Origin of the sequence: Priestia sp. 179-F W1.4 NHS (assembly GCF_045369295.1) — a bacterium.
In the GTDB taxonomy this organism is placed as follows: domain Bacteria; phylum Bacillota; class Bacilli; order Bacillales; family Bacillaceae_H; genus Priestia; species Priestia zanthoxyli.
This window is the reverse complement of the sequence record NZ_JBIQFF010000023.1, coordinates 1-15747: the sequence shown is the minus strand read 5'-3', so window position 1 is coordinate 15747 and position 15747 is coordinate 1. Positions and strand designations below refer to the sequence as shown.

16 protein-coding genes, 1 tRNA gene, 1 other RNA gene and 1 other annotated feature are annotated in these 15747 nt (G+C 37.5%); of the genes, 5 read left to right on the top strand and 13 right to left on the bottom strand.

All coding sequences use genetic code 11. The features are described from left to right. Positions 1–317 precede the first annotated feature (317 nt). The 7 genes from ACH0CI_RS27040 to tadA form a co-directional block, all read right to left on the bottom strand. Complete coding sequence (locus ACH0CI_RS27040) at positions 318–587, bottom strand: pro-sigmaK processing inhibitor BofA family protein (protein WP_013081328.1); 270 nt, start codon at positions 585–587, stop codon at positions 318–320. 116 nt (positions 588–703) lie between these two features. Then, positions 704–928, bottom strand: a complete 225-nt coding sequence (locus tag ACH0CI_RS27035; RefSeq protein WP_013054840.1) for a YaaL family protein — start codon at positions 926–928, stop codon at positions 704–706. Between the two features lie 14 nt (positions 929–942). After that, positions 943–1539 carry a recombination mediator RecR gene (recR, locus tag ACH0CI_RS27030; protein WP_014461944.1) on the bottom strand — a complete coding sequence of 199 codons (597 nt, stop codon included), beginning with the start codon at positions 1537–1539 and terminating at the stop codon, positions 943–945. A gap of 15 nt (positions 1540–1554) precedes the next feature. Then, positions 1555–1875: a YbaB/EbfC family nucleoid-associated protein gene (locus tag ACH0CI_RS27025; RefSeq protein ID WP_013081327.1), complete on the bottom strand. Its 321-nt coding sequence runs from the start codon at positions 1873–1875 to the stop codon at positions 1555–1557. A gap of 19 nt (positions 1876–1894) precedes the next feature. Then, complete coding sequence (dnaX, locus tag ACH0CI_RS27020; RefSeq protein ID WP_028412704.1) at positions 1895–3583, bottom strand: DNA polymerase III subunit gamma/tau; 1689 nt, start codon at positions 3581–3583, stop codon at positions 1895–1897. A 130-nt stretch (positions 3584–3713) separates the two neighbouring features. Next, positions 3714–3978: signal recognition particle sRNA large type (gene ffs, locus ACH0CI_RS27015), an RNA gene on the bottom strand. A gap of 102 nt (positions 3979–4080) precedes the next feature. Further along, positions 4081–4551 carry a tRNA adenosine(34) deaminase TadA gene (gene tadA / locus ACH0CI_RS27010; protein WP_406902533.1) on the bottom strand — a complete coding sequence of 157 codons (471 nt, stop codon included), beginning with the start codon at positions 4549–4551 and terminating at the stop codon, positions 4081–4083. Positions 4552–4630: 79 nt separating this feature from the next. On the opposite strand from tadA, the gene ACH0CI_RS27005 reads away from it, so the two are divergent. From ACH0CI_RS27005 to ACH0CI_RS26990, 4 genes are all read left to right on the top strand, one after another. Continuing rightward, positions 4631–5173 (top strand): cysteine hydrolase family protein, encoded by a 543-nt coding sequence (locus tag ACH0CI_RS27005; protein WP_033580900.1) that lies wholly within the window; start codon positions 4631–4633, stop codon positions 5171–5173. A gap of 56 nt (positions 5174–5229) precedes the next feature. Continuing rightward, positions 5230–6531: a glycoside hydrolase family 18 protein gene (locus ACH0CI_RS27000; protein ID WP_013081323.1), complete on the top strand. Its 1302-nt coding sequence runs from the start codon at positions 5230–5232 to the stop codon at positions 6529–6531. Positions 6532–6674: 143 nt separating this feature from the next. Next, on the top strand, positions 6675–7310 hold the full coding sequence (locus ACH0CI_RS26995) for a deoxynucleoside kinase (RefSeq protein ID WP_028412707.1): 636 nt from the start codon (positions 6675–6677) through the stop codon (positions 7308–7310). Continuing rightward, positions 7310–7990, top strand: a complete 681-nt coding sequence (locus tag ACH0CI_RS26990; protein ID WP_028412708.1) for a deoxynucleoside kinase — start codon at positions 7310–7312, stop codon at positions 7988–7990. Before ACH0CI_RS26995 ends, ACH0CI_RS26990 begins: the two co-directional genes overlap by 1 nt. A gap of 120 nt (positions 7991–8110) precedes the next feature. Here the strand turns inward: ACH0CI_RS26990 and ACH0CI_RS26985 are convergent. The 6 genes from ACH0CI_RS26985 to guaB all read right to left on the bottom strand — a co-directional run bounded on the left by ACH0CI_RS26985 (position 8111) and on the right by guaB (position 14572). Beyond that, positions 8111–8203: transfer RNA gene (locus ACH0CI_RS26985), tRNA-Ser, on the bottom strand. Between the two features lie 109 nt (positions 8204–8312). Then, a complete protein-coding gene (gene serS / locus ACH0CI_RS26980) occupies positions 8313–9590 on the bottom strand; it encodes a serine--tRNA ligase (RefSeq protein WP_028412709.1) in 1278 nt (425 codons plus the stop codon). A 52-nt stretch (positions 9591–9642) separates the two neighbouring features. After that, positions 9643–9855: a binding site (T-box leader), on the bottom strand. 57 nt (positions 9856–9912) lie between these two features. Beyond that, complete coding sequence (gene pdxT / locus ACH0CI_RS26975) at positions 9913–10500, bottom strand: pyridoxal 5'-phosphate synthase glutaminase subunit PdxT (RefSeq protein ID WP_028412710.1); 588 nt, start codon at positions 10498–10500, stop codon at positions 9913–9915. Between the two features lie 21 nt (positions 10501–10521). After that, complete coding sequence (gene pdxS, locus ACH0CI_RS26970) at positions 10522–11409, bottom strand: pyridoxal 5'-phosphate synthase lyase subunit PdxS (protein WP_013054829.1); 888 nt, start codon at positions 11407–11409, stop codon at positions 10522–10524. 190 nt (positions 11410–11599) lie between these two features. Then, positions 11600–12955, bottom strand: a complete 1356-nt coding sequence (locus tag ACH0CI_RS26965; protein ID WP_047749547.1) for a serine hydrolase — start codon at positions 12953–12955, stop codon at positions 11600–11602. A gap of 150 nt (positions 12956–13105) precedes the next feature. Then, the gene (gene guaB, locus ACH0CI_RS26960) at positions 13106–14572 is read right to left on the bottom strand and encodes an IMP dehydrogenase (RefSeq protein ID WP_013054827.1); all 1467 of its coding nucleotides are present in this window, start codon (positions 14570–14572) and stop codon (positions 13106–13108) included. 116 nt (positions 14573–14688) lie between these two features. Between guaB and ACH0CI_RS26955 the strand changes: the two genes are divergently transcribed. Next, positions 14689–15654, top strand: a complete 966-nt coding sequence (locus tag ACH0CI_RS26955; protein WP_406902531.1) for a YaaC family protein — start codon at positions 14689–14691, stop codon at positions 15652–15654. Positions 15655–15747 lie beyond the last annotated feature (93 nt).

Sequence of the window (15747 nt, the reverse complement as noted above, 5' to 3'; positions counted from 1 at the left end):
TCCTGAGCCAGGATCAAACTCTCCGAAGAAATGTTTGACTTGCTCATTTAAAAAATAAAAATTAACGTTGACGTTTACTATTTCGTTCAGTTTTCAAAGAACTCTTGCCTCAAGGCGACTTTCTTATCTTACCACCTTAAGAATAACTTGTCAACAACTTTTTTCTTTAAGTTATTTTCGAGTTATTTTTCGTTACTGTCTTAGCGACGTATATAAATATAACATCTGATAATTTGCTGGTCAACAACTTTTTTAAAAAAAATAAAAGTTTTCTCGAAAATATTCCAGAAAACTTTTATTTTGGATATTTCTCCAAATTATAATATGAAATTATTAATAACAAGTAGGGCAGCTATTCCTGGAATACCTAAAATAGCTGAAACAATGGCTGTGGGGAAATTAATAGGAATATGAATACCGAACTGTACGCCAAAGATGTTAATAAAGAAAAGCAGCAAAACGCCAATAATAAGCTTAATCGATAAATTTCCAATGACTCGAAGCATTTTTTCAACACCACCTGTTACTAAGAGTAGAATGATTAGCCCTATTAAAAAAGACACAACTACAATAGGATGATTTAGCATGTTGCCTCCTTCTTAAAGCAGATAAGTTACCTTATATATATGTCCAAGCATTCAAAAAAAGCACTATTTCACAGAGGGAAATCCTTATTTTATAAAGACAACAAAACAGGATGCCTCTATGACATCCTGTTAATTGAAATATTTCGATGCTTGGCTTCTTTTAATAGAAAAAGATACTTCATTTTGGCTAATCGAATATCTACCATTACCTCTTCTGAAGGATCTACACTTCTTTCTACCATTGAAGTTTTGTGACTCCATTCCTGCTTTACTTGCATAAAAGTCTTCACAAATTCATCATCGTACTCTTTGCGTAGCCAACCTTTTCGTTTAAAAAACATATGCAAGTACCTCGTTATACTTCTCTTCTACCTTCTAGGGCTTTAGATAATGTTACTTCGTCCGCGTACTCAAGGTCTCCTCCGACGGGTAACCCATGAGCAATTCTAGTAATTTTAATTCCTGTCGGCTTTAAGAGCCTAGAGATATACATAGCCGTAGCTTCGCCCTCTATATTCGGGTTAGTAGCTAAAATCACTTCTTGAATCTCATCATCTTGAAGTCTTTTTAATAACTCTGGTACTTTGATATCTTCAGGCCCTATTCCTTCCATAGGTGAAATTGCGCCATGCAGGACATGATACAAGCCGTTATATTCTTTCATTTTCTCCATTGCAATGACATCTTTAGGGTCTTGCACGACACACACCACACTGCGCTCTCTACGCTGATCTTGACAAATGTAGCAAGGATCTTGATCTGTGATATGCCCACAAACTGAACAATAGGTTAAATTTCGCTTCGCATTAACTAATGCTTTTGCAAAATCTAATACCGTATCTTCTTTCATAGATAAAACAAAGAACGCTAAGCGAACAGCTGTTTTTGGACCAATGCCGGGTAACTTCATAAAACTATCTATAAGCTTTGATATTGGTTCTGGATAATGCACGTGGCAACCACCTTATTAAAGTCCTGGAATATTTAAACCTTTTGTAAATTGACCCATTGTGTTATTTGTTAAATCGTCCATTTGTTTTAATGCGTCATTTGTTGCTGCTAGTACTAAATCTTGTAGCATTTCAATATCTTCAGGATCTACTACATCCTCTTTAATATTTACATCAATTACTTGTTTCTGACCGTTAACCACAACTGTTACCATTCCACCGCCAGCTGTACCTTCAACAGTTTTTTCAGCTAACTCTTCCTGCGCTTTTTGCATATCTTTTTGCATTTTTTGCATTTGTTTCATCATTTTTTGCATATTGCCCATGCCTTTCATCATATGAACATTCCTCCTAAATTTACTCTTGAATTTCGATTAAGTCTTCTCCAAATAGCTTTTTCGCTTCTGCAACCACGGGGTCTTCCTCCTGTGGTTGACCTGATGACCCATCACTTTGCTGTCCTTGAAGAAACTCTTCTCTTACTTTATCCCATTCACTTTCTGGAATTGCAACCATTTCACGCTTGCTGCCAATTAAAGTATATAAGATATTCTCTAAATTATCACGTACATTGTTGTTATTTTCAGAAGCCATTTTGCAATGAATTTCATATTTGAATTTAAGTATAAATGATTGATCTGAAGACGCAACCGGTTCACTGTTAGATAACAACGCTGCATGTGAAGCTTTATTTTGTTGTTTCAATGTGTCTAATACCTGCGCCCAAGATCGCTTAATGGTTTCTAAATTCTGCCGAGTGGCATTTTTTAAAACTTCATTTACCTTTCCAACAGGCGTTTTGTACTGACTTCTTGACTGTCTTGTCTGTTTTTTCTCTGTTTGCGCTGCCTGAGCTGTATGATCAACTTGAATGCCTTTTTCTTTTAGCTGCTGCAGTTCTGCTTCCATTTGATTCATTTTTTGCAAAATGTCTTGATATGGAAGAGCACCCTCTTGATTTGTAGAACTTTGAGCTAATTTTACTAAAGCTACTTCAAGTAGCACTCGAGGATGATTGCTCCATTTCATCTCTTGCTGAGTTTGGTTCAATTCAGCAATGACTTTATAAATAAAGGCACTATCCATTTTTGAACTAAGTTCTTTAAACTCTTCGTTAACCGCTGCTTTTTCAAGTAAATATGCATTTTCTTCTGAAGCTTGATAAAGCAGAACATCACGATAATAGAAGATGAGGTCCTCTACAAACCTCGCTGGATCTTTTCCGTTTTTGATCAAACTTTCAACAGAATCTAGCGCTTCTACAATGTTTTCGTTAAAGATAGCTTGGACGATCTTCACAATAAAAGACTGTGATACTGCTCCTGTTATGGATAGAACATCCTCTAAGCTCACCTTCTCCGTACTATACGAGATGGCTTGGTCTAAAAGACTAAGTGCATCACGCATGCCTCCTTCTGAAGCTTTCGCAATTTCGTAAAGAGCATCCTCGCTTACTTCTAGCTCTTCAGAACCTAATACTTCCTTCATTCGATATACGATATCTTCTGGCGAAATGCGTTTGAAATCAAAGCGCTGACATCTGGAGATAATCGTTAATGGAATTTTATGGGGCTCTGTTGTAGCTAAAATAAAGATGACATGTGCAGGAGGTTCTTCTAACGTTTTTAACAAAGCGTTAAAAGCTCCAATTGAAAGCATATGAACTTCATCAATAATGTACACTTTGTATCGAACAGCACTAGGTGCATATTTTACTTTATCACGGATATCTCGAATTTCATCGACTCCATTATTAGAGGCTGCATCAATTTCAATTACATCAGAAATGGAACCATCCGTAATTCCCCGACAAGTTGCACATTCATTACAAGGTTCAGCAATGGGTGCTTTTTCACAGTTAACGGCTTTCGCTAAAATTTTAGCAGCTGTTGTCTTCCCTGTCCCTCGAGGCCCAGAAAATAAATACGCATGCGAAAATTTTTCTTGGACAAGGGCATTTTGAAGTGTTTTGATAATATGTTGTTGACCGACTACGTCGTTAAAGCTTTGAGGACGGTATACACGGTACAGAGCCTGATATGCCACTACATCCTCTCCTTTTAATATAATTCATTAGTTCTCATTATAGCGTATTATGAGGTTTTTTTTCAAAATAGTAAGAGATAAAATAAAAAGCCTACTCTCACAGAGTAGACTAAACTTATGTATATAACTGCCGTGCACCTTCCGTCGATTAGCCACCCCAGGCGTTACTTAAGCAGTTAGCTCGGTTCAGGCGACCCCATGGCACATGAGAGGTTCTGCTTACTGCTGCTTCCTTCCGGACCTGACAGGGTTCACAGATTCCCATTGCATAGGACCCAAACGTCAACACCACTTACTTAAGGCAGGCCCTAAGATGAGCTAACCTCAAGAAGGAATTCGGCCTCGCTAGAGCGGATTGCGAGTACAGGGCACCGCTACCTCCCCGCTTAGCACGGCAAAGTTGAAACCAATAGTTTGGGCATCAAGTTGATGCATTTACAAGTATACGTCTTTTCATTCAAAAATGCAACCGCTATAGAAAACTTACTTTTTTAGCGCTATTTTCCAGCCTTTTTTCGTTGACGTAACTCACGAAAAAAAGTCGTTAAGAGGCTCCCGCATTCTTCTTCTAGCATACCTCCTACTACTTCTGCTTGATGATTAAACTTTTCAAACTCTAATAAATTTAACAATGTTCCAGCGCAGCCACCTTTAGGATCATAAGCGCCAAACACAACTTTTTTCACTCTTGATAATACAATAGCACCTGCACACATCGGACATGGTTCTAAGGTGACATATAACGTAGCGTTTTCCAACCTCCATGTTCCTAGTTTCTTACATGCTTCATCAATGGCTAAAAGTTCCGCATGAGCAACTGATCGCTGTTCTGTTTCTCGTAAGTTATAAGCTGCAGCAATCACCTCATCATTTTGAACAATAACTGCTCCAATAGGAACCTCTAATTTATCTTTAGCTTTTAATGCTTCATCAATTGCCAACCTCATATACTTTTCATCATTTAACACTTTTTATCCAACCTTACATATTATATTTTTTCTGAGTCAAACTATTTACTATGTACATCAGGAAAAGGAGAGACCTTGTGTGAAGAATGCTAAAACTGCTTTAATTATTATTGATATGCTAAACGATTTTCAATTCAAAAACGGCAAAGTACTTGCTGAAAAATCTTTAATAATCGCTCAAAATATTGCCGAATTAAAACAATATGCCTCGTCTCAACATATCCCTATTATTTACGTCAATGACCACTATAAGCTATGGCAAGCAAACTTAGAAACCATTTTAACACACTGCACAAATGAGGTAAGTTCACCCATTCTACATCACATTTCACCACAAAACGCTGATTATTTTTTAATTAAACCAAAGCATTCTATTTTCTATGGAACAGCTTTAAATATTTTGCTATCACAGCTCGATGTGCATACACTTATTTTAACAGGAATTGCGGGAAATATATGCGTGCTTTTTTCAGCCAACGATGCTTATATGCGTGAGTATAATTTAATTGTGCCTGAAGATTGTATTGCTTCAAACGCAGATGAAGACAATACCTTTGCTTTAAGAATGATGCATAACGTATTAAATGCTCGTATTTGCAAACATACTGAGTTGATGAATTAAGTAAAAAGCCTTCTCATATGATGGAAGTAAGTCATATGAAATGGAGGCTTTTTATTATGCAAATTTACACTGTTAAAGCAGGTGACAGTATATATAGTATTGCAAAACAGTTCCGGATTGACGCAGGAAAGATTATAAGAGCAAATGAATTACCTAATCCAAATCAACTCGTCATCGGGCAATCTATGGTTATTCCCATCAACGGTACTTACTACACAGTAAAAGCTGGGGACACTATATGGAAAATAGGACGAAAATTAGGCGTTAGCTATCAGGCTATTGCCAATGCGAACAATGTTTCAGTTACAGCACCCTTAACACCTGGCCGCCGCATCTTAATTCCCCCTTCCCCAAACAAAAGAAACGGTGAGTTTTTAGGGTATGTTGAAACAAGCAATCGAAAAATCACCCCTCAAACAGAGAAAATGATTAATCAAAATGCAAAATACCTTACTTATCTCGGACCAGCGAACTTCGAAGTGCAAAAAGACGGTTCTCTAAAGGCACCTCCACTTAACAATTTAGGTTCTATTGCTAAAGAAAATGACGTCATCTTCTTAATGGTATTGGCTAATATTGAAAACGGTGCATTCAGTGATGAAGTCGGCCGAGCAATTTTAACTAATAAAGACGTTCAAGATACGCTCTTAAATAATATTGTAAAAACAGCGAAAGAACAAAATTTCAGAGACATTCACTTTGACTTCGAATTTTTGCGTCCGGCAGATAAAGAAGCCTATATTGCATTCTTACAGAAAGCAAAAAAGCGTCTTCAAGATGAGCAACTTCTCATGTCTGTGGCTTTAGCTCCGAAGACAAGTCGAGATCAAAAAGGCAAATGGTATGAAGCACATGATTATAAAGCCATTGGAGAGATTGCTAACTTCGTTGTTCCAATGACATATGAATGGGGATATAGCGGTGGGCCTCCTATGGCCGTCTCTCCTATTGGTCCCGTACGTGATGTTTTAGAATATGCAGTATCTGAAATACCTAGTTCAAAAATTATCATGGGCCAAAACCTATATGGTTACGATTGGACACTGCCTTACAAACCAGGAGGAGAATATGCCAAAGCCATTAGTCCTCAACGAGCTATTGAGTTGGCAGCTCGTTATAAAGTAGCTATTCAATACGACAATAAAGCACAAGCTCCTTTCTTCCGGTATAAAGATGAACAGCAGCGCACTCACGAAGTATGGTTTGAAGACGCTAGATCTATTCAGGCCAAGTTTGATTTAATCAAAGAATTAAAACTTAGAGGAATGGCCTACTGGAAACTAGGCTTAGATTTCCCACAAAACTGGCTCTTGATTGAAGACAACTTCAAAATTACAAAAAGAGTGACACAGCCATAAATAGGGAAAGCTTACTGTTAACAGTAGGCTTTTTGTTATTCTTCTTACTGAAAGAAATTTCTTTTCCCCTTATTCTCCTTCTCTATGTTAAAATATTTTTTGTCTGTTTTTTTTGAACGAGTGGTCATGAAGGAGGCAAATGAATGCAAGGCACACCTTTTATTTCAGTAGAAGGACCCATCGGTGTCGGAAAAACCTCTCTAGCTAAAGAGATTGCACAAGCATTTCAGTTCGAAATTTTAAAAGAAATCGTAGATGAAAATCCATTTCTCGGGAAATTTTATGAGAATATCGACGAGTGGAGTTTTCAAACCGAAATGTTTTTTCTATGTAATCGATATAAGCAGTTAGAGGATATTCAAAAAGGGTTCTTATCTTATAAAAAACCTGTTGTAGCAGATTATCATATTATGAAAAACATGATTTTCGCTGAGCAAACGTTAAAAGATGAACAGTATAAAAAATATGTACAAATCTTCCACATCTTAACGGCTGATATGCCGGCTCCGAACATTATTATTTATTTAAATGCCAGTTTAGATACCTTGCTAAAGCGTATTAAAATGCGTGGAAGAGAAATTGAACGAAACATCGATCCTCACTACCTTGCGAGACTAAGTGATGATTATGAAAAAGCTATGACGGCATTTGAACAAAAGAACCCTGACGTAACCATTTTACGTTATAACGGTGATGAAATAGATTTTGTACAAAATAAACAACACTTAAATAGAATCTTATCAGAGGTTCAAGAGAGTATGTTGAAAAGGAGTATATAATGGTAAACTTACGATCGAAATACAACATTCCTAATGATGCTGTGTTGACGATAGCGGGTACAGTTGGAGTTGGGAAATCTACGATGACTCAATCATTGGCTGATGCTCTCCAATTTCGCACATCGTTTGAAAAAGTAGATTCCAACCCTTACCTGGACAAATTTTATGGGGATTTTGAACGCTGGAGCTTTCACCTACAGGTATATTTTTTAGCGGAACGCTTTAAAGAACAAAAGAAGATTTTCGAGTATGGCGGCGGCTTTATCCAAGACAGATCCATTTACGAAGATACCGGTATCTTTGCTAAGATGCATTTTGAAAAGGGAACAATGTCTAAAGTAGACTATGAGACATATACAAGCTTGTTCGATGCAATGGTTATGACTCCATACTTCCCTCATCCAGATCTGCTCATTTATTTGGAAGGCAGCTTCGAAGATATTGTAGATCGCATTCAAGAAAGAGGGCGACCAATGGAACAACAAACGCCTCTTGATTATTGGAAAGAGATGCACGCCCGATATGAAGAATGGATTAATAACTTTACGGCTTGTCCTATTCTCCGTTTAGATATTAGAGAATACGACCTTCTCAAGGATCCTGATTCAATTGAATCAATTGTTGAAAAAGTGGCTCGCTTTTTACAACATAATGAAAAGTTAAAACGTCGTCAGCTATAAAAAAATGCCGCTTTAATAAATAAAGCGGCATTTTCAACAAATAAAAAACCGTTACTTATAAGTAACGGTTTTCCAATCTCCAATTTATCGCGCTATGTTAATTGCATTATAAGTCAAATATGGCGGAGGAAGAGGGATTCGAACCCCCGCGGGCTTTAACACCCCTGTCGGTTTTCAAGACCGATCCCTTCAGCCGGACTTGGGTATTCCTCCGTATCGACAAGTATTAATTTATCATATAAAAATAATGAAGTCAACTCTTTTATTAATTTTTTTAAAAAAGATGTTCATTAAAAATTAATTTAATGAACATCTTCTACTTTTATTTAGAAATAACTTCTTTATTTCCCATATATGGACGCAGCACTTCTGGAATTTGAATTGATCCATCTTCCTGCTGGTAGTTTTCTAAAATTGCAGCTACCGTACGGCCAATTGCTAAGCCAGAACCATTTAGTGTATGAACATGTTCTGGTTTTGCTTTTGTATCACGGCGGAAGCGAATATTAGCACGGCGAGCTTGGAAGCTTTCAAAGTTTGAACAAGAAGAAATTTCACGATACGTTTCATAACTTGGAATCCAAACTTCAATATCATACTTTTTGGCTGCTGTGAAACCTAAGTCAGCTGTACACATGCTTAGAACTCGGTAAGGTAAACCTAATAGTTGAAGAACCTTTTCAGCATGGCCCGTTAATTTTTCTAATTCATCATAAGAATCTTCTGGCTTAACAAAGCGAACAAGTTCTACTTTATTAAACTGATGCTGACGAATAAGCCCACGTGTATCTCTTCCTGCAGAGCCTGCTTCTGAGCGGAAGCAAGCACTATACGCTGTATAAGCAATTGGAAGCTGATCTCCGCTTAAAATTTCATCACGATGTAAATTTGTAACTGGTACTTCAGCTGTAGGAATTAAGAAATAATCTTCTTCTTTAATTTTAAATGCATCTTCTTCAAATTTAGGAAGCTGCCCTGTTCCTGTCATACTTGTACGATTCACCATATATGGAGGAAGGATTTCTTCATAACCATGCTCATCCATATGTAAATCCATCATAAAGTTAATAAGAGCACGTTCTAATCTTGCACCTAACCCTTTATAAAATACAAAGCGGCTTCCCGTTACTTTCGAAGCTCTTTCAAAATCTAAAATATTTAAATCTGTTCCTAAATCCCAATGCGGTTTTGGTTCAAAATCAAATTGTTTAATTTCTCCCCATTTGCGAACTTCTACGTTATCATCTTCAGTTTCACCTACAGGCGTACTTTCATGTGGAACGTTAGGAATTGAAAGCAGCAATAGCTCTAACTCTTCTTCAACGCTGCGAAGCTCTTCATCCAATTGCTTTACGCGGTCTCCTACTTCACGCATTTCGACGATTAAATGATCAGCATCTTGTTTTTCACGTTTCAATTGTGCAATTTGCTGTGATACTTCATTTCGCTTGCTTTTTAACTCTTCTGTTTGAGCAATTAGCTCACGGCGTTTTGCATCTAACTCTTCAAAGCGACCTAAGTCCGTTAAGTCCTCACCACGAAACTTGAGCTTTTCTTTTACTTCATTAAAATTAGCACGTAAAAATTTTAAATCTAACATACTGAGTACCTCCTTTAGTATAAAAGGGCAAAATAAAAACTCTCATCCCTATGAAAGGGACGAGAGTTTACCCGCGTTGCCACCCTAATTGAAAGCTAAAATAAGCCTTCCTCTTAAACCAGATAACGGATGAACCGAAACTGCCTACTACTTTTTCGACAGCTTGCTCCAGGACGGATTCATAAGAATTGATTATCGATTCACACCAGCCATCGACTCTCTTGAAATCAAAAATCTTATTACTATTTCCTATCAACGCTTTATACCAATATCATTTTTATTAATCATAATGTACTACAAGTCTTTACAAGATGCAATTCATTTATACAGGTTTTTTCGAAGCTTCTTCAACCATTGCTACAAAATACTGAGCCATGCGAGCATCATCTGTTAATTCTGGATGAAACGAACATCCCAAGAATTGACCTTGTCTTGCTGCAACAATTCGGTCATTATGCATTGCCAAAACTTCAACGTTTTCTCCTACTTCTACAATATGCGGAGCACGGATAAATACGCCTATAAAATCTTCACCAATATCTTTAATATTTAGAGCAGCTTCAAAGCTATCTCGTTGGCGCCCAAATGAATTTCGAGCTACCGTAATATCCATAACACCTAAATGGGGCTCTTCACGGTCAACAACTTGTCCTGCAAGTAAAATTAAACCCGCACACGTACCAAACACCGGTTTACCTGCTTGTGCAAACTGGCGAAGAGGTTCCATAAAGTCATACTTGTCAATCAGACGACGCATCGCTGTGCTTTCGCCGCCCGGTAGGATTAAACCATCTATTTCGTCTAGCTGTTCAACTTTTTTAATAATAATGGCTTCAGCGCCTGCTGCTTCTAATGCTTGTGCATGCTCGCGAAAGGCACCTTGTAATCCTAACACGCCTACTTTTACCATTTTGTCAAAACTCCCTTTAAATTACCATCCACGCTCTTGCATGCGGTTTTCTGGTAATAATGATGAAATTTCAATCCCTTTCATTGCACTTCCTAATCCTTTTGACAAGTTTGCAATGAGTTCATAATCTTGATAATGCGTTGTTGCCTCAACGATTGCTCGAGCAAATTTTTCAGGGTTGTCGGATTTAAAGATTCCTGAACCAACGAACACACCGTCTGCTCCAAGCTGCATCATTAACGCTGCGTCTGCTGGTGTTGCTACACCGCCCGCTGCAAAGTTTACAACCGGTAGGCGACCTTCACGTTTAATTTGCAGTAATAACTCATAAGGCGCGCCTAATAGTTTTGCCTCTGTCATTAACTCATCTTCGTCCATGCCCACAACTTTACGTACTTGAGCGTTTACTTGGCGCATATGACGCACTGCTTCCACGATGTTTCCTGTCCCTGGTTCGCCTTTTGTACGAAGCATTGCAGCTCCTTCAGCAATACGGCGGGATGCTTCACCAAGATCACGACAACCGCACACAAATGGAACCGTAAATGTATTTTTATTTAAATGAAACTCCTCATCAGCTGGAGTCAACACTTCACTTTCATCGATGTAGTCTACACCCATCGCTTCTAGCACGCGTGCTTCAACAATATGGCCAATACGAGCTTTTGCCATAACTGGAATGGACACAGCATTCATCACTTCTTCAACAATTGTTGGGTCTGCCATACGAGACACGCCGCCTGCTGCACGGATATCAGCTGGAACACGCTCTAATGCCATAACGGCAACAGCGCCTGCTGCTTCTGCAATTTTTGCTTGCTCTGCGTTGATCACGTCCATGATAACGCCACCTTTTTGCATTTCCGCCATTCCTCGTTTTACACGATCAGTACCTGTAATGTTATTCATGTTTGTCTTCCTCCTGTATCAAGTGTTTCACAATAATTTTTAGTGTATATACAAAATTCAAAACTTAGTGTCTATTTTACCGTATTTTTCGGAAAATTCCTATCTAATTTATAGATTATATACAAACAAATCTAAAAATAAAAAAAAGAGATACTCCCTTGTAGTATCTCTTCTTTCTCTTGAGTTATCATTAAAACCAGTTATTCACTGTATTTGCAGCATTCATCCAAATATTGCTGAAGAAGTTACCAATACTGCGGATAGCGAGAGAGAACCATCCAGCTTTTTCAACAGATTCGTTTGTCACGACCGGCGTCATGCTATCTGTAGTTTGGCCTCCTACATAGCCTAGATCTTTAAGATTGCTGTTTGTTGCACTTACATAAGCAACTGTTTCTCCTTTTTTAATAGGAGCAACAACTTTTTGATCGTTCATAACTTTATCGTTTAACTTAAAGTTGATTTTAGTATGATCTTTTTGACCTTTTTCGGTAATAATTTTTACCGAATTCTTTGGAGAAACGGAAGCTTCTTTTGATTTTCCTTTAGCAACATCAATTGTTTCATGCCCTTTAATCTCGCCGTTAGCAGGCACTACTTCTTTTAACTGAAAATGACTAAAAGCATAATCCAATATCTTTTTCGTTTGAGAAAAACGAGCAGCTTCTGTAGACTTGCCGTTTTCCTTGGCATTCATTACAACTGTTATGTATCTTACCCCGTTACGCTCTGCAGTTCCAGTGAAACATTGACCTGCAAAATCTGTATGACCAGTTTTTAAGCCGTCTACGCCGCTGTATGCAGCTGAAAAACCAGGGAGCATCTTATTCCAATTGTTCATTTTTGTTTCGCCTTGTTGCCCTTGTCTAAACATCTTGGAAGGAGTTTTGGCTACTTCCAAAGATTCTGGATAATCATGAATCAAGTGATAAGCAAGAGTAGCAACTGCCCGAGCAGATAGGAGGTTCTCATCTTCTTCCTTTGTTCCTTTTGGATACATCCCTTTTAACAAGGAATTAGAAAGACCTGTAGAATTGACAAATTTTGATTCACCCATATTTAATTTTTTTGCTGTTTCATTCATTAACTTAATGAAACCTTCTTCAGAACCACTGACAGCTTCAGCTAAAGCAATGGCTGCTCCATTAGCTGAATAAATAGCCATGGCATCATATAATTCTTTTACCGTATATTTTTGGTTTTCGATTAATGGTACATTTGATAATCCATAATCCTGAGAAATTTTAGCTGCATATTTACTAACTGGCACACGTTGATCCCAAGATAATTTCTTATCTTTTATGGATTCTAATACTAGGTATTCCGTCATCATTTTTGTCATGCTTGCAATACCTAATAAAGCATCCGTATTTTTCCCGTATAGCACTTTCCCCGTACTTGCCTCTACTAAAATGGCTGCGTCTGCTTCAACGCCAATATCATCTGTTTTAGAAGCAGCTGATGCTTGTGTAGAGACAAAAAATACGCTGGCCATTAACATAACAGCAATGACACAAATTAATTGTTTCTGTACTGCGTTTCTCACTCTATACCCTCCAAACGTAAACTCACATAAATGTAATTTTATCATACTAAAATTTAAAAAAATAGATAAAGAAGTACTGTTACATTCATGATTAATGACATAAAAAACACGTTTCCCTATTAAGGAAACGTGTTTTTTACACATTCATGATTATCTCATAGAATAGTTAGGAGATTCTTTTGTAATTTGTACATCATGTGGGTGACTTTCTCTTAAGCCTGCTCCAGTCATACGGATGAATTGTGCCTGTTCACGTAACGCTTCTAAGTTAGCTGAACCACAGTAACCCATTCCTGCGCGTAAACCACCAATCATTTGATATAAAGTATCTGCTACAGGTCCTTTGTAAGGCAAACGGCCTTCGATACCTTCTGGAACTAATTTTTTATTATCTTCTTGGAAGTATCGATCTTTACTTCCTTTTTCCATAGCTCCCACAGAGCCCATTCCACGATACACTTTAAAGCGTCTTCCTTGGTAGATTTCTGTTTCGCCAGGGCTTTCTGTCGTTCCTGCTAGAAGGCTTCCTAGCATTACTGTATGTCCACCAGCTGCAAGTGCTTTTACGATATCTCCAGAGTACTTAATACCGCCATCTGCAATAATAGCTACCCCGTGCTTACGAGCTTCAGTTGCACAGTCATATACTGCCGTAATTTGTGGAACGCCTACACCAGCGACAACACGAGTTGTACAAATTGAACCAGGTCCAATTCCTACTTTTACTACGTTTGCTCCAGCTTCAATTAATGCTTTTGTACCTTCAGCCGTTGCTACGTTACCAGCAATAATATTTAATTCTGGATATGCCTCGCGAATGCTGCGCACTGTATCTAAAACGCCTTGTGAATGTCCATGCGCTGTATCAATAACTATAACATCAACGCCAGCTTGTACTAATTTTTCGATACGAACATTTGAATCAGCTGTTACGCCAACAGCTGCTCCAACTAATAATCGACCTTGTTGATCTTTAGCTGCATTTGGAAACTCAATTACTTTTTCAATGTCTTTAATTGTGATAAGGCCTTTTAATACGCCATTGTCATCTACAAGAGGTAACTTTTCAATTTTGTATTGCTGTAGAATTTTCTCTGCTTCTTCTAAAGTCGTTCCTACTGGAGCAGTAACTAATTCTTCTTTTGTCATTACATCAGCAATTTGCATTGAATAATCTTGGATGAAACGCAAGTCACGGTTTGTAAGGATTCCAACTAGTTTTTGTTCTTCTTCGTTGTTGACAATCGGCACACCTGAGATACGATATTTGCCCATTAAGTGTTCAGCAGCAAATACTTGGTTTTCAGGAGTTAAAAAGAAAGGATCCGTGATAACACCACTTTCAGAACGTTTTACTTTATCAACTTGTTCTGCTTGCTGTTCAATTGACATGTTTTTGTGAATGATACCCAAACCACCTTGTCTAGCCATCGCAATAGCCATTTCAGCTTCTGTAACTGTATCCATTCCTGCACTGATGAACGGCACCTTTAATTTTAATGTTTTTGTTAGTTCAACACTCATATCAACGTCTTTAGGTAGTACCTCAGATTTTGCTGGCACCAGTAAAACGTCATCAAATGTTAAGCCTTCTTTAGAAAATTTGCTTTCCCACATTATAGAATCCTCCTTTAAACGACAGAATATTATTAGTAGATTAACAAGCAGATATGTACCTGTCAATAACTTCACTAGATATCAGATAATTCTAATAAAAAGAAAAGGTGATTTAGTTGCATAAATTTAATGATGTTTGGACGTCCTACAATTTATTTTTCTCCGTTCCTTTTGTACAAGACTTTTTAAAAAAGCGCTATCAAAAATTGAATTATAGCGATGCAGAGCAACATAGTTTTAAAAACAGTTACCCATTTATTTATTATTTGGAACACAGTAAAAATTATTATCAAGTGGCGGCACAATCTCCTGTATCAGTTCAACCCGTTTTATTATTTTATGGAATGTCACAGCTGTTAAAAGCTTGTTTGTTAACACAAAACCCCGTATATCCCGAAAATACGGCGGTGTTAGCACATGGAGTATCAACACGAAAAAGAAAAAAACAAAGTTATGATTTTTTAGATGATGAAGTTAAGATTCAAAAAAGCGGTTTATTTTCACAAGTAGGCGAAGAATTGTTTCATGTGAAACAACTAGAAGGTAGTAAATATACAATGAATTATCTGTTGTCTTGTGTACCTGAATTAGATACATTATTTTTAAATTTGGGCACGAGGCCATCTTCCCATTTAACAACTATTGGATCGCTTCCAGCTACCTCTTTGCCTATTCCTGAACAAGTTACACGGTGTTATCATATGAATCACGAAAGACTCTATTCTTTTTTAAAAGAGCGTTCCCATCTATCATTGTCTTTGTCAGAAGATCAGGTATGTATTCTTGACCCTTCAAGCTGTTTATATAATTGTTCACCTTTTATGTACAATTTCCAAGCTAACACGCTGCATGCACCGTTGGAAAAAGATAGCTGCTTATATTTCCCTGAGATGTTGGCACATTACTTATTACTTTATAATTTAAGTATGATTTCACGTTATGAAACAGAGTGGTGGTATGAATTATTGCATACATACTCTTCGAGAGATTATCCATTTATCTTGAGGTTCCTTGAGGTTACAGCTCAAAAGATTCCTTACTTAATTTCTTGTTACTTAAATGAACACACAAAAAAAGACTAGCTAAAATAGCTAGTCTTTTTTCAGGTGCCTGGCAACGTCCTACTCTCACAGGGACAAAGTCCCAACTACCATTGGCGCTAAAGAGCTTAACTT